Source organism: Aeromicrobium sp. JP4 (assembly GCF_054957925.1).
On sequence record NZ_CM143290.1, the window covers coordinates 953,164 to 978,138 of the forward strand.

At 70.4% G+C, this 24,975-nt stretch carries 28 protein-coding genes and 1 pseudogene; 8 read left to right on the forward strand and 21 right to left on the reverse strand.

Annotated features, from left to right (window positions below; translation table 11 throughout):
• Positions 1-29 precede the first annotated feature (29 nt).
• Together leuD and leuC are read right to left on the reverse strand one after the other, a co-directional pair.
• Positions 30-629 carry a 3-isopropylmalate dehydratase small subunit gene (leuD, locus tag ACY1JX_RS04660; protein WP_181755356.1) on the reverse strand — a complete coding sequence of 200 codons (600 nt, stop codon included), beginning with the start codon at positions 627-629 and terminating at the stop codon, positions 30-32.
• Between the two features lie 11 nt (positions 630-640).
• On the reverse strand, positions 641-2,038 hold the full coding sequence (leuC, locus tag ACY1JX_RS04665) for a 3-isopropylmalate dehydratase large subunit (RefSeq protein WP_462565361.1): 1,398 nt from the start codon (positions 2,036-2,038) through the stop codon (positions 641-643).
• Between the two features lie 56 nt (positions 2,039-2,094).
• Here leuC and ACY1JX_RS04670 point away from each other — a divergent pair, with 56 nt between their 5' ends.
• Positions 2,095-2,805 (forward strand): IclR family transcriptional regulator, encoded by a 711-nt coding sequence (locus tag ACY1JX_RS04670; RefSeq protein WP_078698542.1) that lies wholly within the window; start codon positions 2,095-2,097, stop codon positions 2,803-2,805.
• Between the two features lie 4 nt (positions 2,806-2,809).
• Here the strand turns inward: ACY1JX_RS04670 and ACY1JX_RS04675 are convergent, their stop codons facing one another.
• The 3 genes from ACY1JX_RS04675 to ACY1JX_RS04685 all read right to left on the reverse strand — a co-directional run bounded on the left by ACY1JX_RS04675 (position 2,810) and on the right by ACY1JX_RS04685 (position 5,914).
• Positions 2,810-3,271: a methylated-DNA--[protein]-cysteine S-methyltransferase gene (locus tag ACY1JX_RS04675; protein WP_462565362.1), complete on the reverse strand. Its 462-nt coding sequence runs from the start codon at positions 3,269-3,271 to the stop codon at positions 2,810-2,812.
• The gene (locus tag ACY1JX_RS04680; RefSeq protein ID WP_286929680.1) at positions 3,268-4,692 is read right to left on the reverse strand and encodes an AlkA N-terminal domain-containing protein; all 1,425 of its coding nucleotides are present in this window, start codon (positions 4,690-4,692) and stop codon (positions 3,268-3,270) included. Before ACY1JX_RS04680 ends, ACY1JX_RS04675 begins: the two co-directional genes overlap by 4 nt.
• Positions 4,693-4,756: 64 nt before the next feature.
• Positions 4,757-5,914, reverse strand: coding sequence for an HNH endonuclease (locus ACY1JX_RS04685; protein ID WP_462565363.1), 1,158 nt, complete (start codon positions 5,912-5,914; stop codon positions 4,757-4,759).
• A 160-nt stretch (positions 5,915-6,074) separates the two neighbouring features.
• On the opposite strand from ACY1JX_RS04685, the gene ACY1JX_RS04690 reads away from it, so the two are divergent.
• The 3 genes from ACY1JX_RS04690 to ACY1JX_RS04700 all read left to right on the forward strand — a co-directional run bounded on the left by ACY1JX_RS04690 (position 6,075) and on the right by ACY1JX_RS04700 (position 8,868).
• Positions 6,075-7,175 (forward strand): S-(hydroxymethyl)mycothiol dehydrogenase, encoded by a 1,101-nt coding sequence (locus ACY1JX_RS04690; protein WP_462565873.1) that lies wholly within the window; start codon positions 6,075-6,077, stop codon positions 7,173-7,175.
• Complete coding sequence (locus tag ACY1JX_RS04695) at positions 7,175-7,780, forward strand: MBL fold metallo-hydrolase (protein ID WP_286929678.1); 606 nt, start codon at positions 7,175-7,177, stop codon at positions 7,778-7,780. The genes ACY1JX_RS04690 and ACY1JX_RS04695 overlap by 1 nt, the downstream gene beginning before the upstream one ends.
• A 170-nt stretch (positions 7,781-7,950) precedes the next feature.
• On the forward strand, positions 7,951-8,868 hold the full coding sequence (locus ACY1JX_RS04700) for a DMT family transporter (protein ID WP_462565364.1): 918 nt from the start codon (positions 7,951-7,953) through the stop codon (positions 8,866-8,868).
• 3 nt (positions 8,869-8,871) lie between these two features.
• On the opposite strand, the gene ACY1JX_RS04705 is transcribed toward ACY1JX_RS04700, so the two are convergent.
• Genes ACY1JX_RS04705 through ACY1JX_RS04730 form a run of 6 tightly spaced genes read right to left on the reverse strand, consistent with a single transcriptional unit; the run spans position 8,872 to position 13,953 of the window.
• The gene (locus ACY1JX_RS04705; RefSeq protein ID WP_462565365.1) at positions 8,872-9,429 is read right to left on the reverse strand and encodes a flavin reductase family protein; all 558 of its coding nucleotides are present in this window, start codon (positions 9,427-9,429) and stop codon (positions 8,872-8,874) included.
• Complete coding sequence (locus ACY1JX_RS04710) at positions 9,375-9,899, reverse strand: NADPH-dependent FMN reductase (RefSeq protein WP_462565366.1); 525 nt, start codon at positions 9,897-9,899, stop codon at positions 9,375-9,377. Before ACY1JX_RS04710 ends, ACY1JX_RS04705 begins: the two co-directional genes overlap by 55 nt.
• Positions 9,892-11,244 carry an LLM class flavin-dependent oxidoreductase gene (locus ACY1JX_RS04715; RefSeq protein ID WP_462565367.1) on the reverse strand — a complete coding sequence of 451 codons (1,353 nt, stop codon included), beginning with the start codon at positions 11,242-11,244 and terminating at the stop codon, positions 9,892-9,894. Before ACY1JX_RS04715 ends, ACY1JX_RS04710 begins: the two co-directional genes overlap by 8 nt.
• 19 nt (positions 11,245-11,263) lie before the next feature.
• Positions 11,264-12,106: an ABC transporter permease gene (locus ACY1JX_RS04720; RefSeq protein WP_286929674.1), complete on the reverse strand. Its 843-nt coding sequence runs from the start codon at positions 12,104-12,106 to the stop codon at positions 11,264-11,266.
• Positions 12,099-12,911: an ABC transporter ATP-binding protein gene (locus ACY1JX_RS04725; RefSeq protein ID WP_462565368.1), complete on the reverse strand. Its 813-nt coding sequence runs from the start codon at positions 12,909-12,911 to the stop codon at positions 12,099-12,101. Before ACY1JX_RS04725 ends, ACY1JX_RS04720 begins: the two co-directional genes overlap by 8 nt.
• A gap of 10 nt (positions 12,912-12,921) precedes the next feature.
• Entirely contained in the window at positions 12,922-13,953 is a 1,032-nt protein-coding gene (locus ACY1JX_RS04730; protein ID WP_462565369.1) for an ABC transporter substrate-binding protein, read from the reverse strand.
• A gap of 148 nt (positions 13,954-14,101) precedes the next feature.
• Between ACY1JX_RS04730 and ACY1JX_RS04735 the strand changes: the two genes are divergently transcribed.
• Positions 14,102-15,013, forward strand: a complete 912-nt coding sequence (locus tag ACY1JX_RS04735) for a LysR family transcriptional regulator (RefSeq protein ID WP_462565370.1) — start codon at positions 14,102-14,104, stop codon at positions 15,011-15,013.
• A 94-nt stretch (positions 15,014-15,107) separates the two neighbouring features.
• Here the strand turns inward: ACY1JX_RS04735 and ACY1JX_RS04740 are convergent, their stop codons facing one another.
• Both ACY1JX_RS04740 and ACY1JX_RS04745 read right to left on the reverse strand, forming a co-directional pair.
• Entirely contained in the window at positions 15,108-15,527 is a 420-nt protein-coding gene (locus tag ACY1JX_RS04740; protein WP_286929671.1) for a DUF7144 family membrane protein, read from the reverse strand.
• 97 nt (positions 15,528-15,624) lie between these two features.
• Positions 15,625-16,122 carry a winged helix-turn-helix transcriptional regulator gene (locus ACY1JX_RS04745; protein ID WP_462565371.1) on the reverse strand — a complete coding sequence of 166 codons (498 nt, stop codon included), beginning with the start codon at positions 16,120-16,122 and terminating at the stop codon, positions 15,625-15,627.
• A gap of 71 nt (positions 16,123-16,193) precedes the next feature.
• Between ACY1JX_RS04745 and ACY1JX_RS04750 the strand changes: the two genes are divergently transcribed.
• Complete coding sequence (locus ACY1JX_RS04750; protein WP_462565372.1) at positions 16,194-17,576, forward strand: MFS transporter; 1,383 nt, start codon at positions 16,194-16,196, stop codon at positions 17,574-17,576.
• Between the two features lie 9 nt (positions 17,577-17,585).
• Here the strand turns inward: ACY1JX_RS04750 and ACY1JX_RS04755 are convergent, their stop codons facing one another.
• Genes ACY1JX_RS04755 through arsM form a run of 3 tightly spaced genes read right to left on the reverse strand, consistent with a single transcriptional unit; the run spans position 17,586 to position 19,860 of the window.
• Entirely contained in the window at positions 17,586-18,029 is a 444-nt protein-coding gene (locus tag ACY1JX_RS04755) for an arsenate-mycothiol transferase ArsC (protein WP_462565373.1), read from the reverse strand.
• A complete protein-coding gene (gene arsB, locus ACY1JX_RS04760; RefSeq protein WP_462565374.1) occupies positions 18,026-19,096 on the reverse strand; it encodes an ACR3 family arsenite efflux transporter in 1,071 nt (356 codons plus the stop codon). Before arsB ends, ACY1JX_RS04755 begins: the two co-directional genes overlap by 4 nt.
• The gene (gene arsM / locus ACY1JX_RS04765; protein ID WP_462565375.1) at positions 19,093-19,860 is read right to left on the reverse strand and encodes an arsenite methyltransferase; all 768 of its coding nucleotides are present in this window, start codon (positions 19,858-19,860) and stop codon (positions 19,093-19,095) included. Before arsM ends, arsB begins: the two co-directional genes overlap by 4 nt.
• Positions 19,861-19,966: 106 nt before the next feature.
• Here arsM and ACY1JX_RS04770 point away from each other — a divergent pair, with 106 nt between their 5' ends.
• Positions 19,967-20,314: an ArsR/SmtB family transcription factor gene (locus tag ACY1JX_RS04770; protein ID WP_181755333.1), complete on the forward strand. Its 348-nt coding sequence runs from the start codon at positions 19,967-19,969 to the stop codon at positions 20,312-20,314.
• Between the two features lie 19 nt (positions 20,315-20,333).
• On the opposite strand, the gene ACY1JX_RS04775 is transcribed toward ACY1JX_RS04770, so the two are convergent.
• On the reverse strand, positions 20,334-21,461 hold the full coding sequence (locus tag ACY1JX_RS04775) for a peptidoglycan-binding domain-containing protein (protein WP_462565376.1): 1,128 nt from the start codon (positions 21,459-21,461) through the stop codon (positions 20,334-20,336).
• A gap of 167 nt (positions 21,462-21,628) precedes the next feature.
• On the opposite strand from ACY1JX_RS04775, the gene ACY1JX_RS04780 reads away from it, so the two are divergent.
• Positions 21,629-22,219 (forward strand): DUF1269 domain-containing protein, encoded by a 591-nt coding sequence (locus ACY1JX_RS04780; RefSeq protein WP_286929664.1) that lies wholly within the window; start codon positions 21,629-21,631, stop codon positions 22,217-22,219.
• Positions 22,220-22,267: 48 nt separating this feature from the next.
• On the opposite strand, the gene ACY1JX_RS04785 is transcribed toward ACY1JX_RS04780, so the two are convergent.
• From ACY1JX_RS04785 to ACY1JX_RS04800, 4 genes and pseudogenes are all read right to left on the reverse strand, one after another.
• The gene (locus tag ACY1JX_RS04785; protein ID WP_462565377.1) at positions 22,268-22,801 is read right to left on the reverse strand and encodes a hypothetical protein; all 534 of its coding nucleotides are present in this window, start codon (positions 22,799-22,801) and stop codon (positions 22,268-22,270) included.
• A 386-nt stretch (positions 22,802-23,187) separates the two neighbouring features.
• A complete protein-coding gene (locus tag ACY1JX_RS04790) occupies positions 23,188-23,559 on the reverse strand; it encodes a hypothetical protein (protein ID WP_286929662.1) in 372 nt (123 codons plus the stop codon).
• Positions 23,560-23,770: 211 nt separating this feature from the next.
• Positions 23,771-24,061, reverse strand: coding sequence for a hypothetical protein (locus ACY1JX_RS04795; RefSeq protein WP_181755329.1), 291 nt, complete (start codon positions 24,059-24,061; stop codon positions 23,771-23,773).
• Between the two features lie 625 nt (positions 24,062-24,686).
• Positions 24,687-24,971 (reverse strand): annotated as a pseudogene (locus tag ACY1JX_RS04800) (IS3 family transposase); the annotation flags it as partial.
• Between the last annotated feature and the right edge of the window lie 4 nt (positions 24,972-24,975).

Below are 24,975 nucleotides of genomic sequence, written 5' to 3' on the forward strand. Positions count from 1 at the left end.
TACGCCAGGGAGGCCGCGCCGGGCAGGCGTCAGAGGGTCGCGGGCTTGAAGCTCGGGCGGCGGGACTCGTAGGCCGAGATGTCATCGGCGTGACCCAGCGTGATGCCGATGTCGTCGAGGCCCTCGAGCAGGCGCCAGCGGGTGTAGTCGTCGATCGTGAACGAGTCCTCGATGCGGTCGACGCCCTCGCCGGCCGAGACCGTGCGGGACTCCAGGTCGACCGAGATCTCGGCGCCCGGGTTGGCCTCGAGGTACGCCCACAGGGCGGCGACGACCTTCTCGTCGACCTGGGCCGCGAGCAGCCCCGCCTTGCCCGAGTTGCCCCGGAAGATGTCGCCGAAGCGCGGGCTGATGATGACCTTGAAGCCGTAGTTCTGCAGCGCCCAGACGGCGTGCTCACGCGACGAGCCGGTGCCGAAGTCCGGGCCGGCCACGAGCACGGTGGCGTTCTCGTACGCCGGCTGGTTCAGGACGAACTCCGGGTCGCTGCGCCACGCGGCGAACAGGCCGTCCTCGAAGCCCGTGCGGGTGACGCGCTTGAGGTAGACCGCGGGGATGATCTGGTCGGTGTCGACGTTGCTGCGGCGCAGCGGCGCGCCGACTCCGGTGTGGGAGATGAACTTGTCCATGGTGATCGTCCTCAGAGCTCGGCGGGCGAGGCCAGGTGGCCGGTGACTGCGGTGGCGACGGCGACGTCGGGCGAGACCAGGTGCGTGCGGCCACCCTTGCCCTGACGGCCCTCGAAGTTGCGGTTGGAGGTGGAGGCGCTGCGCTCGCCCGGCGTGAGCTGGTCGGGGTTCATGCCCAGGCACATCGAGCAGCCTGCGCCGCGCCACTCGGCGCCGGCCTCCTTGAAGACGACGTCGAGGCCCTCCTCCTCGGCCTGCAGGCGCACGCGCACCGAGCCGGGGACGACGAGCATGCGGGTGCCGTCGGCAACCTTCCTGCCCTTGATCAGCTCGGCGGCACGACGCAGGTCGCTGATGCGGCCGTTGGTGCAGGAGCCGACGAAGACCGTGTCCACGGTGATGTCGCGCATCGGCGTGCCGGCCTCGAGGCCCATGTAGCGCAGGGCGTTCTCGGCGGCCTCGCGCTCGTCGGCATCCTCGAAGTCGGACGGGGTCGGGACCAGGCCGGACAGCGCCACGCCCTGGCCGGGGTTGGTGCCCCACGTGACCCACGGGGTGACCTTCGAGGCGTCGATCGTGACGACCTTGTCGAAGTGCGCGTCGTCGTCGGTGACCAGGCTGGTCCAGTACGCGACGGCGGCGTCCCAGTCGGCACCCTGCGGGGCGTGGGGGCGACCCTCGATGTAGTCGAACGTGGTCTGGTCCGGAGCGATGAGGCCGGCCTTCGCGCCCCACTCGATACTCATGTTGCAGATCGTCATGCGCTCCTCCATCGAGAGCGCGCGGATCGCCTCGCCCCGGTACTCCACGATGTAGCCCTGGCCGCCGCCGGTGGACTCCTGCGTGATGAGCGCGAGGATCAGGTCCTTGGCGGTGGAGCCCGGGGGCAGCTCGCCGACGACGTCGACGGCCATCATCTTGGGCTTGGCCTGCGACAGCGACTGGGTGGCCAGGACGTGCTCGACCTCGCTGGTGCCGATGCCGAAGGCGATCGAGCCGAAGGCGCCGTGCGTGGAGGTGTGCGAGTCGCCGCACACGATCGTCATGCCCGGCTGGGTCAGGCCCAGCTGCGGGCCGACGACGTGGACGATGCCCTGCTCGATGTCGCCCATGGGGTGCAGCCGGACGCCGAACTCCTTGGCGTTGCGACGCAGCGTCTCGACCTGCGTGCGCGACACCGGGTCGGCGATCGGCTTGTCGAGATCCGTGGTCGGGATGTTGTGGTCCTCGGTGGCGAGGGTGAGGTCAGCACGACGCACCTGGCGGCCGGAGAGGCGCAGTCCGTCGAACGCCTGCGGACTGGTGACCTCGTGGAGGAGGTGCAGGTCGATGAACAGCAGGTCCGGTTCACCCGGCGCGGAACGAACGACGTGGTCGTCCCAGATCTTCTCGGCGAGCGTCTTGCCCATGATTCTCTCCAACTTCGGGGGTTGCGTCTCACAATGCGATACGGCAGTATCAAGACATGGACAACTCTAGCGGAGTCGGCGTTCTCGACAAAGCGGCCCTCGTGCTGGCGGCGCTGGAGCCGGGGCCGGCGACGCTGGCCGGCCTGGTGACCGCCACCGGCCTGGCGCGGCCCACGGCCCACCGCCTCGCGGTCGCCCTGGAGCACCACCGCCTCGTCGCGCGCGACATGCAGGGTCGCTTCATCCTAGGCCCGCGCCTGTCCGAGCTGGCCGCCGCTGCGGGCGAGGACCGCCTGCTCGCGGCCGCCGGCCCCGTGCTGGCCCGCCTGCGCGACATCACGGGCGAGTCCGCCCAGCTCTTCCGCCGCCAGGGCGACCACCGCGTGTGCGTCTCGGCCGCGGATCGGCCCACAGGCCTGCGCGACTCGATCCCCGTGGGCAGCCAGCTGACGATGTCCGGAGGCTCCGCCGCCCAGGTGCTGCTCGCATGGGAGGACCCCGAGCGGATGAACAAGGGCCTGATGAAGGCCACCTTCTCCGCCGCCGAGCTGTCGGCCGTGCGCAAGCGCGGCTGGGCCCAGAGCGTCGGCGAGCGCGAGCCGGGCGTGGGCTCGGTCTCGGCCCCGGTCCGCTCCCCCAGCGGCAAGGTCGTCGCCGCCGTGTCCGTGTCGGGGCCCCTCGAGCGGCTCACCCGCCAGCCCGGCCGCATGCACGCGCCGGCCGTCGTGGCCGCCGCCGAGCGGCTCTCGCAGAACCTGCGCCGCTGACGCCTCAGAACAGCCCGGGGCGCTCCAGCTCGAGCAGGGTCGTCTTGCGGTCGAGACCGCCGGCGTAGCCCGTGAGCTTCCCGTTCGACCCGATGACGCGGTGGCACGGGACCACGATGGGGATCGGGTTGGCGCCGTTGGCCGCGCCCACGGCACGGGAGATGCCGAGCTCGTATCCGAGGTCGGTCGCGATCTGCCCGTACGTGACCGTCTCGCCGTAGGGGATGGTGCGCAGGTACGCCCACACCTTTTTCTGGAACTCCGTGCCGTCGGCGGCCACGGGCAGGTCGAACTCGTGGCGCTCGCCGGCGAAGTACTCGCCCAGCTGGCGCTCGACCTCGTCGAGCAGCGGGTCCTCGACGCGCTCCCCCCGGACCTCGGCCCCGAAGTCGATCGCCGTGAGCAACCCGGCGTCGACGTGCAGTCGCAGGCCCCCGATGGGCGTGTCCATCCAGCGTGTCTTCATGCCACTCTCCAAAGATGCAGTGAGGCGTACGACCGCCAGGGTCGCCACCGTTCGGTTCGCGTCCGTTCCAGACCCTCGCGCGCGAGGACGCGGCGCAGCACGAGGTCGGTCTCGAGCAGGACGTCGGGGTCCCCGAGGGCCCGCATCCTGACGTAGTCGGCGGTCCAGGGACCGATGCCCCGGATCGCGAGCAGGCGGGCTCGGGCGGCCTCGCGGTCGGCGCCCGGGTGCAGGTCGAGCTCGCCGGAGGCCACGGCGTGCGCGACGGCGAGGATGGCGCCGGCCCGGCCGCGCGGCATCGCGAACTCCTCGGGAGCGGCCTCGGCCACCGACTCGGCCGTGGCGAACGCGTGGGTGAGGCCGTGGCGTCGCGCGAGCTCGAGGTCGACCTCAGTGCCGCGCGACCGCGCGACCCGGCCCAGGATCGTGCGGGCTCCAGCCACGGACACCTGCTGACCCACGATCGCGCGCATCACCATCTCGAAGCCGTCGACCTGGCCGGGCAGGCGCATGCCGGGCGCCTCGCGGACGAGGCCGGCGAGCAGCGGATCGGCCGCGAGGGCCTCGTCGATCGCGACGGGGTCGGCGTCGAGGTCGAGCAGCCGGCGGCACCGCTGCACCGCCGGCGCCAGGTCGCGCAGGTCGGTGAGCTCGAGCTCGGCCGAGACGCTGTCGTCGCCGAGCGTCAGCTCGACCGCGCCGACGCCGTGGGGCAGGTTCAGCACGCGCGCGTAGGTGCGACCGTCGACGGCTTCGACGCCCTCGATCGCCCGCGGGGTGAACCAGTCGAGCAGCGCGTCGGCGTGGAACGGCGGCCGCAGGGCGAGCTCGAGCCGGAGCCGTCCGGCTCCGGGGTGCGCGGCCCGGCGCGAGCGCGACCTCACCTCGCGCGGGGTGAGGTCGAACGACTCGCGGATGGAGTCGTTGAACTGGCGCACCGACCCGTAGCCCGCCGCGAAGGCGACGTCGGCCGCCCGCATCGTGGTGGTCTCGAGCAGGATGCGTGCCGTGCGTGCCCGGTTGCTGCGCGCGATCGCCTGGGGCCCGGCACCGAGCTCGGTGGTGACGAGCCGGTTCACCTGCCGCTCGCTGTAGCCGAGCCGGCCGGCGAGTCCACTCACTCCCTCACGCTCGACCACCCCGTCGCCGATCAGGCGTACGGCGCGGGCGACCACGTCGGCCCGGGCGTTCCACTCGGGCGAGCCGGGCGTGCTGTCGGGCCGGCAGCGGCGGCAGGCGCGGTAGCCGGACCGCTCCGCCGCCGCGGCCGAGGGGTAGAAGGTGACGTTCGCCTGACGCGGGGTCATCGCCGGGCACGAGGGCCGGCAGTAGATCCCCGTGGTGCGCACCGCCGTGTAGAAGACGCCGTCGAACCGCGCGTCGCGCGCACTCACGGCGCGGTAGCAGTCGTTCGGGTCCATGACTCCATCCTGACCTACGCACCTGACCAGTTCTCGCGGAAATCGGACACGACCGTCAGCCCTCTCACCCGGCTCGGGCGAGGGCGACGTCGTGGCGATGTTCGTGGCGGTGGCACGCGGAGCAGAGTCCGACGAGGTTCGCGAGGTCAGTGGGGCCTCCGTCCGACCATCGCTGTCGGTGGTGCACGTGGTCGACGGTGTTCCGGCAGTGCTCGGTGGCACAGCGCCCGTCCTGCTGGATCCAGACCGCGTGACGCTGCTTCGGCGTGGCGTCGCGGTGGCGACGACCGACGTCGAGGACCGACCGGTTCGGCCCGATCCGATCGACGAGGACCGGAATGAGGTCGGCACCGCACGTCAGGTGGGCCAGCAGGTTGGCGCCGATGTGGCCGAAGCCCTCCAGGACCGCCGGCTGGTCGGGCTCGAAGGCGCCGCGCGTCCCGGGCGCGAGCGCCCGCTGCAGGCTGCCTGCATCGACGAGCACGTGGATCTGCGGCCGGACCGTGCCGTCGGTGGGCAGACCCTCGGCGAGGACCCGGGTGAGCAGGTGGTCGAGCCCGTCGATGCGACGCTCGGACGCCGACCGGCGGTCGCCTCCCTCGCGCGGGGTCGAGACGCCGTCGAGGACCGCCTTCAGCTTCGCGCCGACGTCGATCGGCAGGAAGCCGGTGACGTGCCACCCGTCGGGGAGCGCATTGAGGCTGAGGTGTGCCTTGTCGGCACCGGCGATCCAGGCGTCGTCGAGCTCCTCGGCGTGGACGATCGACCGGAGCCGGTCGACGAGCGACTTCACCCGGGACGGCGGATGCACCTCGGACACGGCCACGAGATGGGCCTCGATCCGGCGGACCTCCACCTCGTCGACGTGGGCGAGGGCGAACGAGAAGCGCGCCACGTGGTCGGCCGAGATGCGACCCGCACGAGCCGACTCACCGACGAGCGGCAGCTCACGCATGGTGGCGGCCGCGCGGATCAGCTGGCGTGTGCGCCGCGCGTCCTGGCGCAGCTCGCGCCGTGCCCAAGTGGCCGCGCTGGACGCGTCCTCCGCGACGTACGCCTTCGTCCGCTCGATCTCCTCGAGCCGCTCGGCCAGGGCGGCCTCGGCCGCGTCGCGCAGTGCCGCCAGCGCTCGTGCCTCGTCGTGGACCGACGAGGTCACCGACCGCAGGACGGACCCGCAGTGGCCCATGGCCGCGCTGACGCCGTCATCCCCCGAAGACATGCCTGAATCGTACCGCACATCCGTTCGATCTTCTTCGGTTTTCCACCGTCATTTCAGGTTGACGACGAGGCTTATGGCCCACGCAGGCAGACCGACCTCTCGCGCCCCCGTGAGCACTCTGGCAGGCTCGCAGGAGAACCCCCGAAGCAAGGAGACAGCCGTGCAGCAGGTCAAGGGCGTCATCGCTCGAGCGAAGGACGCACCGGTCGAACTGGTCACCATCAACGTTCCCGATCCCGGCCCGGGCGAGGCGGTGGTGACGATCCAGGCCTGCGGCGTCTGCCACACCGACCTGCACTACCGCCAGGGCGGCATCAACGACGAGTTCCCGTTCCTGCTCGGCCACGAGGCGGCGGGCATCGTCGAGGCCGTCGGCGACGGCGTCACCGAGGTCGCGCCGGGCGACTTCGTCGTCCTCAACTGGCGCGCCGTGTGCGGCGAGTGTCGCGCCTGCAAGCGCGGCGACCTGCAGTACTGCTTCGCCACCCACAACGCCAAGCAGAAGATGACGCTCGAGGACGGCACCGAACTCTCCCCCGCCCTGGGCATCGGCGCGTTCATCGAGAAGACGCTCGTCGCGGCGGGGCAGTGCACCAAGGTCGATCCCGACGCACGTCCCGCGGCGGCCGGCCTGCTGGGCTGCGGCGTGATGGCCGGCATCGGTGCGGCGATCAACACCGGAGCCCTGACGCGCGGCCGGTCCGCCGCCGTCATCGGCTGCGGCGGCGTGGGCGTCGCCGCGGTGGCGGGTGCCGCACTGGCCGGAGCCAGCCCGATCATCGCCGTCGACATCGATCCCGCGAAGCTCGAGGCGGCGCGGAAGATGGGCGCGACCCACACGGTCGACTCGTCGCAGACCGATCCGGTCGAGGAGATCAAGCGCATCTGCGCCGAGACCTCCGAGGGCGCCGAGGGCGCCGACGTGGTGATCGAGGCCGTGGGACGCCCCGAGACGTGGAAGCAGGCGTTCTACGCCCGCGACCTCGCGGGCACCGTGGTCCTCGTCGGCGTCCCGACGCCGGACATGAAGGTGCCCGAGCTGCCCCTCATCGACGTCTTCGGACGCGGCGGCGCGCTCAAGTCGAGCTGGTACGGCGACTGCCTGCCCAGCCGCGACTTCCCCATGCTGATCGACCTCTACCGCCAGGGTCGCCTCGACCTCGACGCGTTCGTCACCGAGGAGATCGGCATCGAGGACGTGGAGGCGGCGTTCGAGAAGATGCACCAGGGCGACGTGCTGCGCTCGGTGGTGGTCCTCTGATGGCCGCGCGCATCGACTACGGAGTCGTCTCCGGCACGTTCAGCCTCGACGGCGAGACCCACGACGTCGACAACAACGTGTGGATCGTCGGCGACGACACCGAGTGCCTCGTGATCGACGCCCCGCACGACGTCGAGGCGATCCTGCACCTCATCGGGCGGCGGAAGGTCCTCGCGATCGTGCTGACGCACGCGCACGACGACCACTGCCGCATCGCGCCGGAGCTGCGCGAGCGCACCGGCGCGCCGATCTGGCTGAACCCCGAGGACCGACCGCTGTGGGAGCTGACGCACCCCGGTGAGTCGTGGGACCGCGACCTCGTCGACGGCACCGAGCTCACCGTGGGCGGCACCACGCTCACGGCGATCCACACGCCCGGGCACGCGCCGGGCGCGACGTGCCTGGTCTCCCAGGAGCTGGGCTGCGTCTTCACCGGCGACACCCTGTTCAACGGCGGACCCGGCGCGACCGGCCGCTCCTACAGCGACGCCGACGTGATCCGCTCCTCGATCGCCGAGCGGCTGTTCACGCTGCCGCCGGAGACGGTGGTGCACACGGGCCACGGTCCCGACACCACGATCGGTGCGGAGCGCGACCGGGCCTAGGCGTCTCGCGCTGCCTGATCTCGATACGCCGCTCGCTGCGCTCGCGTGCTACTCGATCACCGGGGGCGCCCGCCACTCGATCACCGGGTGTGCCAGCCCGGTGGTCGAGTGCCCTCGAGGAACGAGAGGGTGTATCGAGACCATCACGCCGCTGCCCCTAACCTGAGCGGGTGAACGCGCGCGTCGGGCTGCTGCAGGTGTGCGCGGCGGGCGTGCTGTGGGGCACCGGCGGCCTGGTCGTGACGGTGCTGCACGAGCGCGACGGCGTCGGCGCCATGACCGTCAGCGCCTGGCGGATGCTCATCGCCGCGGTGGCTCTCGTCGCGTTCGTCCTGCTGACGGGCCGCGCCCTCGCGGTCCGCGACACGATGCGCTCGCACCCGGTGACCGCGATCGTCATCGGCTGCGGCACGGCGATCTACCAGGGGCTGTACTTCGTCTCGGTCCTGATGGTCGGGGTGAGCGTCGCCACCGTGGTCTCGCTCGGACTCGCGCCCGTCCTGGCCGCCACGTGGGAGCACCTGCGCGCCGGGACCCGGCCCACCCTCCGCGACGTCGCGGTCCTCGCAGCCGCGCTCACCGGGCTCGTCCTGATCAGCGTCACCGCCGGGCACGGCACCCCCGCGCCTGCCGACCGCCCGGCGCTGGGCCTGGTCCTGGCGGTGGCGGCGGGCGCCACGTACGCCGCGACCACCGTCCTGGGCCACGTGCTCGCCCCACGGCTCGAGCCGGTCGCGCTCACCACCTGCGCGACGGGGGCGGGCGCCGTCCTGCTGGCACCGTTCCTCGTGGTCGCGGCCGCCTCGGGCGAGCCCGTCGCGGGCACCTCCCCCACGTCGATGGCGCTGCTGCTCTACCTGGGCATCGCCACGATGGCCCTGTCGTACGGACTCCTCTACGCCGGGCTCCGCACGACGTCGGGCTCGGCGGCGACCGTGGCCACCCTCGTGGAGCCGATCTCCGCCGCCGCCCTGGCCGCGGTGCTGCTCGACGAGCGACTCGGCGCCGCAGGCCTGGTCGGAGCCGCGCTCATCCTGTGCGCCGTGGTCGCGCTGCGCCCCGAGGACGAGCAACCCGTGGCGGTCTGACCGTTACTCGGCCACGGCCAGCTGGCCGAACACGCTGCGGTGGAAGAGCAGCGGCCCACCGTCGACGCGGTGATCCACGGCGTGCAGCTCCAGCAGCACCAGGATGTGGTCGCCGGCCGGCACCTCGCGATGGATCGTGGTGTCGAACGTGGCCATCCCGTCGTCGATGAAGATCGCTCCCTCTGGACTGACGCTGTAGTCGATCCCCTCGAAGCGGTGCTCCACCGGCCCGGCGAGCTGGCGGCACAGCGGTCCGTGGTGGCTCGCGAGCACCGTCACCCCCAACCGGTCCGCGCGACTCAGGTCGGGCCACGTCTTCGACGTCGCGGCCAGGTTGATCGACACGAGCGGCGGATCGAGGCTGACGCTGGTGAAGCTGCTGGCGGCCAGGCCGACGGGGGCACCGTCGACCTCGGCCGCCACCACCACCACGCCCGTCGGGAAGTTCCCGAAGGCCGAGCGCAGCCGTCCCGGATCGAGGTCCTGGTTCGTGGGGAAGAACGCGGTCATGCCGCCGCCTGCAGCACCGAGCGCACCCAAGGCCGCGTCGCGTCCAGCCACGGGTCGTAGGCGGCCGCGTCGCCGTACTGCGAGTCGAGCACGAACAGGCCCCGCCCGGGGACCGTGGCCCCCAGCTCGGTCAGGACGGGCCGCAGCGTGAGCTCGGGCGCCAGCGCGTGGGCCGGCCCGGCGCCGAGCAGCAACGGCACGGCCAGCCCACGCAGTCCGGTGCCACCGGCGAACCGGTCGAGGAACACCTTGAGCAGCCCGGTGTAGGTGCCCTTGTAGGTCGGCGACGCCACGACGACGAGGTCGGCCCGACCGACCTGGCCGACCAGCTCGGCGACCTCGGTCGAACTCCAGTCGAGGACGGCTGGGCCGAGCGTGGCCAGGTCGACCACGAGGTCCGGGTCGGCCCCGGACAGCTCGCGGGCCACGTAGGTCGCGGCGGCCAGGGTGCGCGACGCCGGCTTCGGGTTGCCGACCACGACCGCGGTGCTGACGGACGACACTCCTTCGAGTTCAGACAACGTGGGCCTCCTCGTTCGCGTCAGCACCGTACAGCGACTCCGGGCGGGCGAGACCGAAGTGGTCGCGCAGGGTGGAGCCGGTGTACTCGGTGCGGAAGAGGCCGCGGTCCTGCAGGATCGGGACGACCTTCTGCGTGAACTCCTGGAGCAGCTGCGGGTACAGCGGCGGCATCACGTTGAAGCCGTCCGCGGCACCGTTCTGGAACCACTCGGTGATGATGTCCGCGACCTCGGTCGGGGTGCCGGCGACGACGTTGTGGCCCCGAGCCCCCGCGAGCCGGTGCAGCAGCCCGCGCAGCGTCGGACGGTCGCGCTCGACGATGTTGGCGATCACCTGGAGGCGACTGCGGTTGTTGTCGAGCACGTCCCCGGCCTGCCCGAAGACCTCCACCGGAACGGGCTCGTCGAGCTCGAGGTGGGCCAGCGAGACGCCGGCCAGCCCCTCGAGCTGCGCGATGCCGTAGGCCGGGACGGTCAGCGAGTTGACGTACCGGTGGAGCTCCTCGGCCTCGGCGCGCGTGTCGGCGACGAACGGGCTGATGCCGGGCAGGATCTTGACGTCCTCGGGCGAGCGGCCGAACGCGACGGCGCGCGACTTGATGTCGGCGTAGAAGGCCTGCGCGTCCTCGATGGTCTGGTGGGCCGTGAAGATCGCCTCGGCGTTGCGGCCCGCGAAGGCGCGTCCGTCGTTCGACGAGCCGGCCTGGACGTAGACCGGGCGACCCTGCGGCGAGCGCGGCTGCGACAGGGGTCCCTCGATCTGGAAGTGGTTGCCCACGTGGTGGATCGCGTGGACCTTCTCCCGGTCGAAGAACCGGCCCGACTCACGGTCGGCGAGGATCGCGTCGTCCTCCCAGCTGTCCCAGAGCTTGGTGACGACGTCGATGAACTCCTGGGCGCGGACGTAGCGCTCGGAGGCGCTGGGCAGCTCCGACAGGCTGAAGTTCCGCGCCACCGCCTCGGACTGGGTGGTGACGATGTTCCAGCCGGCACGGCCCTTCGAGATCGTGTCGAGCGAGGAGAACAACCGGGCCAGGTTGTACGGGTCGTAGAAGGTGGTCGACGCGGTGGCGATCAGGCCGATCCGCTCCGTCCGCGCGGCGATGGCGGCGAGCCGCGTGATCGGCTCGAGGTGCCCTGCCGGGCGGAAGGGCGTGGCGCCCCACAGGCCCGGGGCGTCGGCGAAGAAGATCGCGTCGAGCTTCGCCTCCTCGGCGATCTGGGCGTTGCGGGTGTCGAAGTCGATGTCGTGGATCCGGTCGATGGCCGAGTCGGGGTGGCGCCACGAGGCCTCGTGGTGGCCGGTGTCGTGGAGGAAGGCGTTGAGGCTGAGCTGGCGGGTCATGGTGTCTCTCTTTCGAAGGTCAGGCGGCGCGCCACTGGGAGAAGCGGCGCTCGAGGGCGACGAGTCCGTAGTTGACGGCCACGCCGAGGAGGGAGGTGGTGAGGATGGCGGCGTACATCTTCGGGATCAGGAAGTTGTACTGCGCGTAGTTGATGAGGAAGCCCAGGCCCGCGTTCGCGCCGATCATCTCGGCGGCGATGAGGACCAGGATCGCCGCGGCACCCGAGATCCGGATGCCGGTGAAGATCGTGGGCACGGCGGCGGGGAACGCCACCTTGCGGAACGTCGCGACCGGCGAGAGGCCGAGCACGCGTGCCGAGCGCAGCAGCTGGGCGTCCACGCTGGCCACCCCCGCGATCGTTGACAGCAGGATCGGGAAGAAGCACGCGTAGAGCACGATCGCGATCTTCGACGTCTCCCCCAGGCCCAGCAGGAGGATGAACACGGGCAGGATCGCCAGCGCCGCGGTGTTGCGGAACAGCTCCAGGGACGGGGTGAAGAACTCGCGGACCGGCCGGTACCAGGCGATGGCCGCACCCAGCGGAATGGCCAGGACGATCGCCAGCGAGAACCCGACGACGGACCGCTTGAGGCTGGCCGAGACGTGCCTCCACAGCTCGCCGTCGAGGACCATCGACCACCACTCCTGCAGCACGACGTGCAGCGGCGGGATCGAGTACGGATCCACCAGGCCCCATCGCGGAGCGAACTCCCAGACCAGGGCGAGCGCCACGAGTCCGGCGGCGCCGCGCGTGACGGCGACCGTGCGCGTACGGCGCAGCGATGCGCCCTTCGCGCGGGCGGCCTCCTCCTGACGCGGGTTCGGCCGGGCCTGCGTCTTCTCGGTGAGCAGGTCAGACATGGGCGAGCTCCTTCGCGGTGGACCGCTCGCGCAGGAGCGACCAGATGTGGTGCCGGTGCGCGGCGAACTCGGGCGTCGCCCGGACGTCCTCGTCCTGGGCGAGCGACCGGTCGAGGTCGACCGTGACGATCTCCTTGATCCGCCCCGGGCGCCCGCTCATGACGGCGACCCGCTGGCCGAGGAAGACCGCCTCCTCGATGTCGTGCGTGATGAACACGACCGTGGTGCCCGTGTGCTGCCAGATCCGGACCAGCTCCTCCTGGAGCCGCTCGCGGGTCTGGGCGTCGAGCGCGCCGAACGGCTCGTCCATCAGCAGCACCTGCGGCTGGTAGGACAGGCTGCGCGCGATGGCCACCCGCTGCTTCATCCCGCCGGACAGCTCGTGCGGGTAGCGGCCCGCGAACTCGCTCAGTCCGACGAGGTCGAGGTACTCGCGAGCGGTCGCGGCACGCTGCGCCTTCGACAGTCCGCCCTTGGCCTCGAGCGCGAACTCGATGTTCGCCTGGGCACTGCGCCACGGCAGCAGGGTGTACTGCTGGAAGACGACGCTGCGGTCCAGGCCGGGGCCCGTGATGGGGGTCCCGTCGACCGTGATGGAGCCCGAGGTCGGCGCGGAGAGCCCCGAGATCAGGTCGAGCACGGTGGACTTGCCGCAGCCCGACGGCCCGACGAGGGTCAGGAACTCCCCCGCTCGGATGTCCAGGTCGAGCCCGTCGAGCGCGACGAACTCGCGCAGCTTCTTGTCCTCGTCGCCACGGACCCAGAAGGTCTGGCCGACGTTCCTCAGTTCGATGCGTGAACTCATGGCTGCCTCCTCAGGCGTTCGGGTTGAGCTCGTTGGTGTAGACGTCCTTGACGTCGATGTCCTCGGCGTCGATGTCGCCACGGCTGTCGAGCCAGTCGACCCAGCGCTGGATGTCCTCGTCCGTGATGACGGGCTTGGCGTCGATGCCGAGCGTGCCGGGGAAGTTGGCCCTGATCGGCTCGATGTAGTCGCCGTAGCCCTCCTCCTCCAGGTACGGGAAGTAGACGTCGAAGACCTCCTGCTTGTCGTGGGTCTCGAGGAACTCGATCGCCGCGGCGACGCCCTCGACGATCTGGCGCGAGGTCTTCGGGTTCTTCTCGATGAACTCCTCGCGCAGGGTGATGCCGCCGCCCGCGTACGGCTCGCCGACGACGTCGATGTCGCGCACGAGCGTGCGGAGGGGGTACTGCGCCTCGGTCTGCTTCTTGGCGGTGAAGCTCAGGACGGCCGCGTCGACCTTGCCGCTGCCGAGCGCCTCGGGCGTGTTGAGCGGCGGCAGCGGGACGAGCGTGATCTTGTCCTGCTCGGCCTGGCTGAGGCCCTCCTGCTCGAACCAGGTGTCGAGCACCGCCTCCTGGTTCGCGCCGAGCGTGTTGACGGCGATCTTCCTGCCGACGAGGTCACGGGCGGTCCGAATGTCCGACTTCTCCAGGACGGAGACGGCCGAGTTCGTCGCCTCGTTCGATCCGTAGAACGGGATGACGGCCTTGATGGGCGCCCCCGTGGCGACGAGCTGGGCGATCGCGCCGTAGAAGGCGGAGCCGCCCACGTCGGTCTGGTCGGACACGAGTGCCTGGAGGGCCTGCGGGCCGCCGGTGATGTCACCGACCCTTTTGAGCGTGAGTCCCTCGAACTCGCCGAGGGCGTCCGCGAGCAGGAAGGCGTCCACGGCTCCGGCGTAGCTCTGGTACCGGATCGTGGTCTCCTCCTGCCCCGAGTCCGCGCCGGCGCTGCCACAGGCGCCGAGGCCCATCGCGGCGAGTGAAGCGGCCACGGTGACGACCAGGGTGCGGGTGAAGCGTGGGGTTCGGACGTGATTCATGCGGGTGCCTTCTTCTCGTGAGGGGCGCTGTTGCGTGACGACGACGCTACGAATCCGGGCACCGCCGACCGCCTCGTCTCACGACGCGGGAGATCACCCGACAGGCGCTGCCGTTCACGTAGCCTCACCGGTCAACGGGGAGGTGAGCATGCGACTGGAGCAGCTCGAATACGTCAGGGCGGTCAGCGAGCAGGGCTCGTTGCGGCGCGCCGGGGAGCACCTGCACGTCTCGCTCCCGGCGCTCAGCGAGGCGGTCACGAAGCTCGAGCGCGAGCTGGGCGTCACCCTGGTCGACCGGCACCGCTCGGGCACGCGGATCAACGGCACCGGCCAGGAGCTCCTCCCCCGCATCCTCGAGGTCCTCGACGCCGCCGACCGCCTGCGCGCTGCCGCGCGGGGCGAGTCGCAGTTCCACCGCCCGACCCGGGTCGGCAGCGTCTACTTCGGCGTCACGTCGATCGTGCTGCCCGCGATGCGCAGCCGCGAGCTCGAGGACGAGCACACCTCCGTCGACCTGCGCCAGCTGCGCCACGGCGAGGTCCGCGACGGCCTGCGCGACGGGTCGCTCGACATCGGGCTGGTCACGCTGCTCCCCGGCGACGACGTGCACCCCGACCTCGTCGCCACCGAGCTCTTCCACGGCCGGCCGATGGCGGTGCTGCCGGGCGACCACCCGCTCGCGGAGCGGCCGACGGTCACCGTCGACGACCTGCGACAGGAGGTCTTCGTGGGCGCGCGGGCCGGGTACCTCATGCACCGCGTCGCACACCGCGTCTTCGGCGACTCACCGCCCCTGAAGTGGCACACCGCCGACAGCGCCGATGTCTGCAAGCAGATGGTCTCGTCCGGCATCGGCGTCTCGCTCATGCCCGACTTCACGCTGCTCGACGACCCGCTCGAGACGCGTGGCGCCATCGAGTTCCGGCCCATCGACGACGAGGGCACCGTGATCCGGATGGCGATCCTGAGGCGACGGGGCGTGCGGCCGACGAAGGCGGCCCAGGACCTGTTCGACCTCCTCGTGCACCACGGCTCCCGCCGGGTCAGCGCGCGCGCCTGAGGTCCACGCGGCACCGATCTTGTACCGGTTCAGCCCATATCCGGGCTGAACCGGTACAAGATCCGTGCGTCGGGGGTCGCCTGACCCGCGAGCGTCAGCGGCGGTCGCGCGCGTTCATCTGCGTCACCGTGGCCCACAGGACGACGACGTTGAAGACGATGATGACGACCGACCACCACGGGTAGTAGGGCATCCACGCGAAGGACACGATCGCGCCGATCGCCGCGAGCCCCGCGCCGGTCAGGACGGCCCACGGCTTGCCCAGCAGGAGACACACGCCGACGGCGATCGCGAGGCCGCCGATGACGAGGTGGATCCAGCCCCACCCCGTGACGCTCAGCTGGTAGACGTACTCCTGCCCGGCCACGAACAGGTCGTCCTTCGCCAGGGCCGAGATCGCGGCCAGGACCTGGAACACGCCGACCGTCGCCAGCATCGCGCCCGCGAAGCCGATCACGCCGGACGAGATCGCGGCCTCCCGCTCGGTGGGCTTGGGGGCTCGGTAGTCGCTCATCTGCACTCCTCCATCTGTCGTCCGTGGAACTCTCGCACCACGACGAGCCCGCGGACTCGTCCGGCAGGGGTGAGTCCCGGCAGGCACCGGGAAACGGTCATGACCCGACGGGCCCGGAGAGCGGCCGCGGCGTCGCGCTGGTGGAGCCCGGCCTGACCCAGGCCGCGTTGTCAGTGGTGAGCGCTGCGCCGCAGGAGCTGCACGACTCGCCCTGCGTGCTCTCCTGCCCGCAGCTGCGGCAGATGACGCGCAGGCGGCCCGACGCCTCGGCAGGCGGATCGTGCTTCTCGGCCCAGAGGGCATAGGCGTGGAGCACCGGCAGTGCGTCCGCGCCGGCCTCGGTGAGTCGGTAGTCGTACCTCGGCCTCGGACCCTCACGGTAGGCCTCGCGCACGATGAGACCGGCCTCGACCATGTCGGCGAGGCGCTTGGTGAGCACGTTGTCGGCGGCCCCGGTGCGGTCGCGCAGCTCGTCGAAGCGGGTGGCCCCCGCGAACAGCTCGCGCAGGACGAGCAGAACCCAGGGGTCGCCGAGGACGTGGATCCCCCGTGCCATCGGGCACGCCTTGCCTGACCAGTCCGAGCGCAGCGCCACGAGCCCTCACCTTCCTTCGCCGACGATGCTACTCACTTGCTTCAAGCAAGTCACCCTTCTAGGCTGCCACCGTGACCGACTCCCTGCGCGCCAGCCCCCGCTCCGGCGGCACCTTCCTGCCCGCCGTCGCCGTCAGCTGCGCGGCCGTGCTCATCGCGATGGACCTGTTCGTCATCAACCTCGCCTTCGAGGCCATCAGCTCGGACTTCCCGGAAGCGGCTCCCCAGACGATGTCGTGGGTGATCAATGCGTATGCGGTGGTCTTCGCCGCACTCCTCGTTCCGGCCGGCCGCTTGGCCGACAAGTACGGGCGGCGGAAGCTCTTCCGGCTGGGGCTCACCGTCTTCGCCGTCGGGGCCCTCGGCGCCGCGCTCTCGGGCGACGTGTTCGTGCTCATCGCGGCACGCGGGCTGCAGGGCATGGGGGCAGCCCTCTTCGTCCCGACGGGACTGGCCCTGCTGCTGGCCTCGTCCCCCGTCTCGCGTCACACGGCGATGCTGGGGGTGTGGACCGCCGTGGGGTCGGTGGCCGCCGCGGGAGGTCCCATCCTGGGTGGCGCGCTGACGCAGGTGGACTGGCGGTGGATCTTCCTCATCAGCATTCCGGTCATCCTCGTCGCGCTGGCCACGTCCGTCACCCTGACGGAGACCCCGAGGAAGGAGACGCGGGTGCCCGACCTGGCGGGCTCGGCGCTCCTCGCCCTGAGTGTCGGCACACTGGTCGCGGGCCTGTCGTACGTCAGGGACCGCGGCCTGACCGACCCCGGTCTCCTGGCGTTGTTCGCGGTCTCCGCCATCGCGCTGGCCTGGTTCACGCGCCGGTGCCTGACGCAGCCCGTGCCGGCCCTGGACCTCAGCGTGTTCAAGGATTCGACGTTCGCCTGGGCGACGTTCGGCATCGCGACCTACTTCGTCGGCTTCGCGATCCTGCTGCTCGGGGGCAGCCTCATGCTGACCCGCGTCTGGGCCCTGGATCCCCTGACCGCCGGCCTGATCTTCTCGCTCGGGCCACTCACGGCGGGGGTCACCGCCGTGGCGATGGGCCGCACGGACATGTCCCCGCGGCTGTTGGCCGCCGTGGGCGGCCTGCTGCTCGCGCTGTCCGGCCTCCTGTGGCTCTTCCTCCTCGACTCGCAGACGACCTCCCTTCCAGTCTTCTTCGCGGGCATGGTCGTCTCCGGGCTTGGCGCAGGCTCCGGACAGGTCGGCTTCCTCGCGGCCGGGACGAGCCGCTTGGAGTCCTCGGAATTCGCCGCGGGGACGGGGATCATCAACACCGCACGTCAGGTCGGCTCTGCCCTGGGCGTCTCGATCCTGGTCGCGATCACGGGCGCGAGCGTGCTGGTCGACGACTTCAGCGGGGCGTGGCTCGCCGTCACCGTCTCGAGCCTCGTGGCAGCGAGCACGACGGTGTGCATGCGTCCGGCGCGCGACCCCGACACCCTCAGCGTCTAGGCGGACGCGTCAGCGCGCGCTTGTGACCGACGGAGCCAACTCGAGATCCGGCGCGATCTCGCCGAGGAGGTCGCGGACCCGCGTGTCGAGGTCGGCGATGATCCGGAGCACGGTCGCCTCGTTCTGGCCGCCCGGGTCCTCGACCGGCCAGTCGCGGTACGTGACCCCGGGGACGTACGGGCACTCCTCGCCGCAGCCGAGCGTGATCGCCAGATCGCTCGCGGCGATCATGTCCCGCGTCAGGTGCTTGGGGTGCTCGCGCGAGGTGTCGAGGCCGAGCTGCTCAAGCGCGGCGGCGACCTCGGGGTGCACGTGCTCGCCCGGCTGCGTGCCCGCCGACAGGGCGATGACGCGCCCTCGCGCGTAGTGCTCGGTCAGCAGGCGCGCCGCCACCGAGCGGCCGCCGTTGCGGACGCAGGCGAAGACGACCTGGGGCTGATGGGGTGCGTTCATGGGGTGACTCCTGCTCGGGTGTCGGGAAAGAAGCGGCGCGCCCAGAGGCTGACGTAGACGAGTCCGACGAGGACGGGAACCTCGATCAGCGGACCGACCACGCCGGCCAGCGCCTGGCCGCTCGTGGCGCCGTAGACCGCGATGGCCACGGCGATGGCGAGCTCGAAGTTGTTGCCGGCGGCCGTGAACGCAATCGTGGTCGAGCGGGCGTAGCCCAGCCCCGCGAGGCGCGCGAGCCACAGCGAGCCCGCCCACATGATCGCGAAGTACAGCACGAGCGGGACCGCGATCCGGGCGACGTCGAGCGGCTGCCGGGTGATCTGGTCGCCCTGGAGCGCGAACAGCAGGACGATCGTGAACAGCAGGCCGTACAGCGCCCACGGCCCCAGCCTCGGCAGGAAGCGCTCCTCGTACCACTCGCGCCCGCGGCGGCGCTCGCCCACGACGCGGGTCAGGTACCCGGCCGCCAGCGGGATGCCCAGGAACACCAGCACACTCCCGGCGATCTGCCACGGCGAGACGTCCAGGCCCGTGGAGGACAGGCCCAGCCAGCCCGGAAGCAGGTCGAGGTAGAACCAGCCCAGCAGCGCGAAGGCGAACACCTGGAACACCGAGTTGACCGCCACGAGGACCGCCGCCGCCTCCCGGTCGCCGCATGCGAGGTCGTTCCAGATGATCACCATCGCGATGCAGCGGGCGAGCCCCACGATGATCAGTCCGGTGCGGTACTCCGGCAGGTCGGGCAGCAGGAGCCACGCGAGCGCGAACATCAGCGCCGGCCCGATCAGCCAGTTGAGGACCAGCGACAGCACCATCGTGCGGGTGTCGCGGGCGACCGCGCCGACCTCGTCGTACCGGACCTTGGCCAGCACGGGGTACATCATCACCAGCAGGCCCACGGCGATCGGCAGCGAGACCGAGCCGACCGTCACCGCGTCGAGCGCGGTCGCCACGCCGGGGACGGCCCGGCCGAGGACCAGCCCCGCGAGCATCGCCAGGCCGATCCACACCGGCAGGAAGCGATCGAGCGTCGAGAGCCGCTGCCCGACGGGTGCGTCCACCGTCATGCGGTCGGCTTCGTGGCGCGGACGATGGCGCCGTGCATGCCGGGCACGGCCTCGTGGGTGAACTCCACCTCGGCGTCGACGAATCCGGCCGCGGCGAGCCCCTCGAGGTACTCCGAGCGCGACAGCGCGCCCGCGATGCAGCCGACGTACGAGCCGCGATCGGCCCGCGCGGCGGCGTCGAGGTGGTCCTCGGCGACGACGTCGGAGATCCCGATCCGGCCGCCGGGCACCAGCACGCGGTACATCTCGGCGATCACCTTCGGCTTGTCGACCGACAGGTTGATGACACAGTTCGAGATCACCACGTCGACCGACGCGTCGGGCAGCGGCACGTCCTCGATGGTGCCCTTGAGGAACTCCACGTTGGTCGCGCCGGCCTTGGTGGCGTTCTCGCGGGCCAGGTCGAGCATCTCGTCGGTCATGTCCACGCCGTAGGCGAATCCGGACTCCCCCACGCGGCGGGCCGAGAGCAGCACGTCGATGCCGCCACCGGAGCCCAGGTCGAGCACGCGCTCCCCCTCCGCGAGGGCGGCGACGGCCGTGGGGTTGCCGCAGCCGAGGCTGGCCGCGACCGCCTCCGCCGGCAGCTCCTGCTGCTGGTCGCTGTCGTAGAGCACCGCGCCGAAGGACTCGTCGACGTCCGCGGCTCCGCCGCAGCACGACGAGCCACCACAGGCGTCTCCCTCGACCTTCAGAGTGGCCTTGGCGTACCGGGCGCGCACCTCCTCCTGGACGTCCTGCGGGGACTTCTGCGTGGTGGTCATGACGGCTCCTCTGGCTCAGTGCATCCACGATCATATAGGCGGATGTCGATGTATCGAGATTCATCGATGTATCGACGTTTGTCAATACGTCTGGCAGAATGAGTCCATGACCACCCGCACGACGCTTCCCCTGGCCGACGAGACTGCCTGCTGCTCCCCCGTCACGGGCGGCGTGCTCGATGTCGAGGAGGCCCAGCGGCTGGCGCGGATGTTCAAGGCGCTCGGCGACCCCACCCGCGTCCGGCTGCTGTCGATCATCGCGGCCGGAGCGGACCGCGAGGCGTGCATCTGCGACCTGACGGAGCCGGTCGGTCTCTCCCAGCCCACGGTGTCGCACCACATGAAGCAGCTCGTCGACGCCGGCCTCGTGACGCGCGAGCAGCGTGGCCGCTGGGCCTTCTACCGGGTCGTCGACGAGACCCTCGCGTCGCTCGGCGCCGCCCTCACTCCCTGAAGGCCCGGTCGCCCGAGCGCTAGTCGGACGGAGGACTGGCCGACGGACTCGCGGTGACGGAAGTGCGGCTCGGCGACTCCTCGTCTTCCTCCTGCGCCTCGGCGATCGCCTTCTCCAGCGCCGCGACCGTGGCCGCGTCGACGGTGCCGGTCGACTCGACGCCCAGCTCGTCCTGGAAGTCCTCGAGGGCGTCGGTCAGCTCGGGTGTCCACTCACCGTCGACCGGCCCGTCCCAGAAGCCGGCGAGCCTGAGGGTCTGCTGGAGCGCGGCCGTGGACGCGGTGTCCTCCTGGGCGCTCGCCCCGCCCTGCGCGGCGAGGTCGGCCTGGAGCGCAGCGGCCGTCGCCTTGTCGACGACTCCGGTGACCGGTAGCTCGCTGGCCTGCTGCAGGGCCTTGACGGCGTCGACCGTCGACGGACCGTAGACGCCGTCGACCTCGCCGTCGAAGTAGCCCGCGTCGGACAACGACTGCTGCAACGCCACGGCGTACTCGCGGACCGCGGACTCGGCCTGCACCGCCTGCTCGTCGCCGAGGCAGCCGGCATCGGCGAAGAGCCGCAGCCACGACATCTCGAGAGCCACGGCGGCGGCGTTGAACTGCTGCGAGGCCTGCGACAGCGGGGTCGCGTCGGTGATGCCCTCCTGCGCGGTGGCGAACTGCTTCTCGGCCTGCTCGACGCGGTCGACCGTCGCCGCGGGCGCCAACGGCTCGGGGCTGCTCGGCGCCGGGGCCGTGGTCTCGGCGGACGGGTCCTTCGCGAGCGCCAGGGCCACCTCGGCCTCGGCCAGCTCCTGCCTCGCATCCGCGACGGCCAGCTGGGCCTCGACGGCCGTCTCCGCCGCCTCCATCGCCTCGTCGCGCGGCTTCTCGAGCTCCACGCCGGCGTCCCGGACGTCGCCGACGGTGGTGGTGGTCTCGGTGAGCACGTCGCCGTAGCGGTCGAGCGAGGTGACGTAGTCCTCGCTCGCCCCGCAGAACTCCTCCGACTTCTCCTCGAAGTCGGCCTTGGCGTCGTCGAGGGCCTTCTCCTTGGCCTGGACGTGAGCCTCTGCGGCCTTCACCGGATCGTCGGCCTCCCCCTCGCCACAGCCCGCCAGGGCGAGCATCAGCGCGGCCGCCGCGAGTGCCGCGGGCGCTCGGAGCAAGTGGGCGTCTCGTCGTCTCGCGACTCGTGGCATGGCGGGCCTCCTGGCTTCCGCGGTCAACGTAGCGGGCTCCTCGACCGTCGACAACGGCCTTTGTGGGTGAGGAATCCGACCCGGGTCGTGGACTAGCGTCGTGACTCCGCGCTCCATCCACCCGAGGAGAACCCATGTCAGAGAACCAGAACGCCGACGCCGAGACCACGAGCGAGACCGAGGTCGTCGCCGCGGCCGTCACCGATGGCGCGTACACGCTCTTCATCGCGGACTTCGCCGACACCAGCACCGCCTGGCAGGCCTACGAGTCGCTCAAGGCCGCCGAGGACGGTCGTTCCGTGGAGCTCGAGGGAGTCATCGTCGTGAAGCGGGAGGCCGACGGAAAGCTCGAGATCCAGAAGGCCACCGACCACAGCACGCGCCGCGGCCTCACGTGGGGACTCGTCGGCGGCGTGGCCCTGGGCCTGGTCTTCCCGCCGTCGATCCTCGGCAGTGCTGCCGCCGTGGGCGCCATGGGCGCGGCGGTGGGCAAGGCCCGTCAGCTCCGCAACCGCAGCGAGCTGTCCGACGAGCTGGAGGCCGCCATCGAGCCGGGACATTCAGGCATCGTGGCCCTCGTCTCGGACCCCGGCGCCGTCGAGATCCGCAAGGCGCTCGCGCTGGCCGACGCCATCGTCGAGTCCGCGGTCGACGACGTGGCGGCCCGCGACATCAAGGCCGCGGCGAAGGAGGCCGAGTCCGACTCGGAGAGCGAGAAGGCCTGAGACGGGACTGCCTGACCAGCGTGACGAGGTGGGAGCCTCCGCCCATGTTCAGAGGCTCTCGTAGTACTCGCACGCTTCGTCGGCCACTTCCTGCGCGGTGGATGCGGTCAGCAGGCCCAGCGTTTCGGGATCGGGGTACAGCCACGTCCCCTCGGCCAGTCCTTCGAGATCGGCACGGGTGAAGGTGGTGTCCTCGGTGTTGAGCTGGTCGCCATAGGCCCCGACGTCGTAGGGAACGCCTGGCTGGAGCTCCGAGATCTTGTCGACCCAGGACCCGGACCACTCCGCGCCGGGGTTCGACGGGCTGAGCTCGACCACTCCGTCAGGCGCGTGAGTCCGAACCAGTCGCCCGAGGGTGTCGACCTTCCCGCTGTCGATCTCTGACACGTCGTGCAAGGTGACTCGCTCGGCTCGCCCACCTTCACAGGGCACGATCAGCAGCTCCATGCCCGAACCGATCCGAGAGACAGCCACCACGCCGTTGGTCTCCGCTGAGCACGCGGACAGGAGGAATGTCATGCCAAGCGTGGCGATGAACGTGCCAACAACCGGACTCCGACGCAAGCGAATCGCATGGTTCATCGCAGGGCCTCCCTCACAGCTGAGATCCGGTAGCGCAAACCTTCCAGCACCCGCATGCTCAGCGCAGCAGGATGCGGATATCGAGACGTGAGCATCCGTATCCGGGCTTGAGTGTGTGGCACCGGGCTCCTGGCCGGACATGAAAAAGGCCCCCGATCCGAGGATCGGGGGCCTTTTCGCTGGTAGCCCCGACGGGATTCGAACCCGCGCTACCGCCTTGAGAGTTCGTTCAAGGAGTGTAGGAACGACGTTGAAAAGTGACGTTTGCGCAGGTCAGAGGCACTTTCGAAGATCGGAGGTCATTGACGGAATCGAGTGATTTCGTGGCCCCGTGTGGCCCCAGTGTGGCCCCAGCGCGTTGCACTGTGCTGCTTCGGATCGCATGCTCAGAAGTCCTCCGGGCGAATGCCAATCCGCTCCCTCTCAGAGGGGACGAGCTCCGCGGCTACCCAGTCGATGCCATACCGATCGCCATCGAGCTCGATGAAGCCATCCAGCATCTCCGCCACATACGTCCACGGCGGATACTCCTCGATTTTTGTCTCCTTCTCGCCAGATTGCCACACGATCACGAACCACACCCATGGTTGCTTGGTCCTGGGCGCGAATGGCGTGACGAAGGACCAGACCTCGCTCGCAACGTGGCCGGCGAACTCGCCGTCGCGCGAAAGGACGGCGAGCCCACCATCGAACACTGCAAGGTCGGGTGGCACAACGAACTCTCGTGGTTGGCGGCTTCGACCGAACCCAAACATCATGACCCTCCTAGATCGTCGTCACACCCGCTTGGGATGCCTCACCGGCGCGGGTACAACTCGGTCTGCCCCCCCTTCCGCCGGACCCGAGGTCTGTGCCACTCACAAGCGTGCCGGCCCGGTCCCGTGCATTCATCTGTCGAGCCACTTCGGCCATCGGGGCCAGCGCGCTGCCCACTCGCCTTGCCAGTACTCATTGACGAACGCCGAAGGATCAGAGCCATCTGAATCGAAGCCCTGGTCGGCAGCGTAGGTGGCCAAGCTCCGCCTTCAAGCCAGCCAAGTCGTAGCTACCCGTCGGCATGAGGCGCACGATCCATCCGTACTCATTCACCTCAGGGCGAATCATCTCCCCGTCCAACCGATAGAACGTGCCCCACAACCCGTCGACCACATCGGTCGCCTCCAGGTAGCCCTGCGCGGGCTCAAAGTCCGTGAACACACAGATCCAACCGTCATCAAGCGCCTTGGCGATGACGGCCTCATCGCGATTCACCGGCGGCATCTGGTCCTCCTTAGGGTCAAAGCCGCGCCCGTCGCGATCAGAAGTGCAACATCGCCGCTTAGCGATCCGCGGACACGCGCCTCGTCACGAAATGGTCAGCAGGGATCTAGCCGGCAGCCAACTCGAGAACGAGCACGACGGCGCCCGCAGCGAGTGCGGCGATACCGACGTTTCTAAACCCGGGTCTCGCATCTCGAAGCCTTCCCACGGCCAAAATGACCAACCCCACCCCAATCAAGACGAACCCAGATGTCATGAGTACCCCTTACTCGAACAACGCGCAGGCACGACGGGTCGGAACACTCGCGGAAAGCGAGTGGTGCAACTGGCCTTCGATGTCGCGGTCCAGCGTGACGCCCTCAGCCGCCAGCGCGGCGCGGAACGAAGCAATTCGAAACTCCTGAGGCTGGCCCAAGGCGCGCTTGTACGCCGATCGGGCCGCCTTTGCGTCGGGGTGCCGCGTGAGTTTCCCGAGCACCCATTCGCCCAAGAACTCTAAGAAAGTCGATATCACTGGTGTGCCTCTCCAACGGAGAACCATACCGACCACCACCGGCGCATCAGCGAGAGACGGACTGAGATCGGGACTGTCCGGCCTTCGGTTGACACCAATGGTTGACAGTTTTCAGGCCGCGTCAGCGGCCAGGTAGATGGTCTCAAACTCGATCGGTGTGAGCTTGCCCAGCCGGCGTTGACGTCGCTTGCGGTGGTATTTGGTCTCGATCCAGGTCACCATCGCGAGGCGCAGCTCTTCGCGGGTCTGCCACCGCTGAGTGTTCAGCACGTTCTTCTGCAGCAGCGAAAAGAACCTCTCCATCGCGGCGTTGTCGCCGCAGGCCCCGACTCGGCCCATCGACCCGACCAGATCGTGGGACCTCAGGACGCGGACGAACTTCTTCGACCTGAACTGCTTG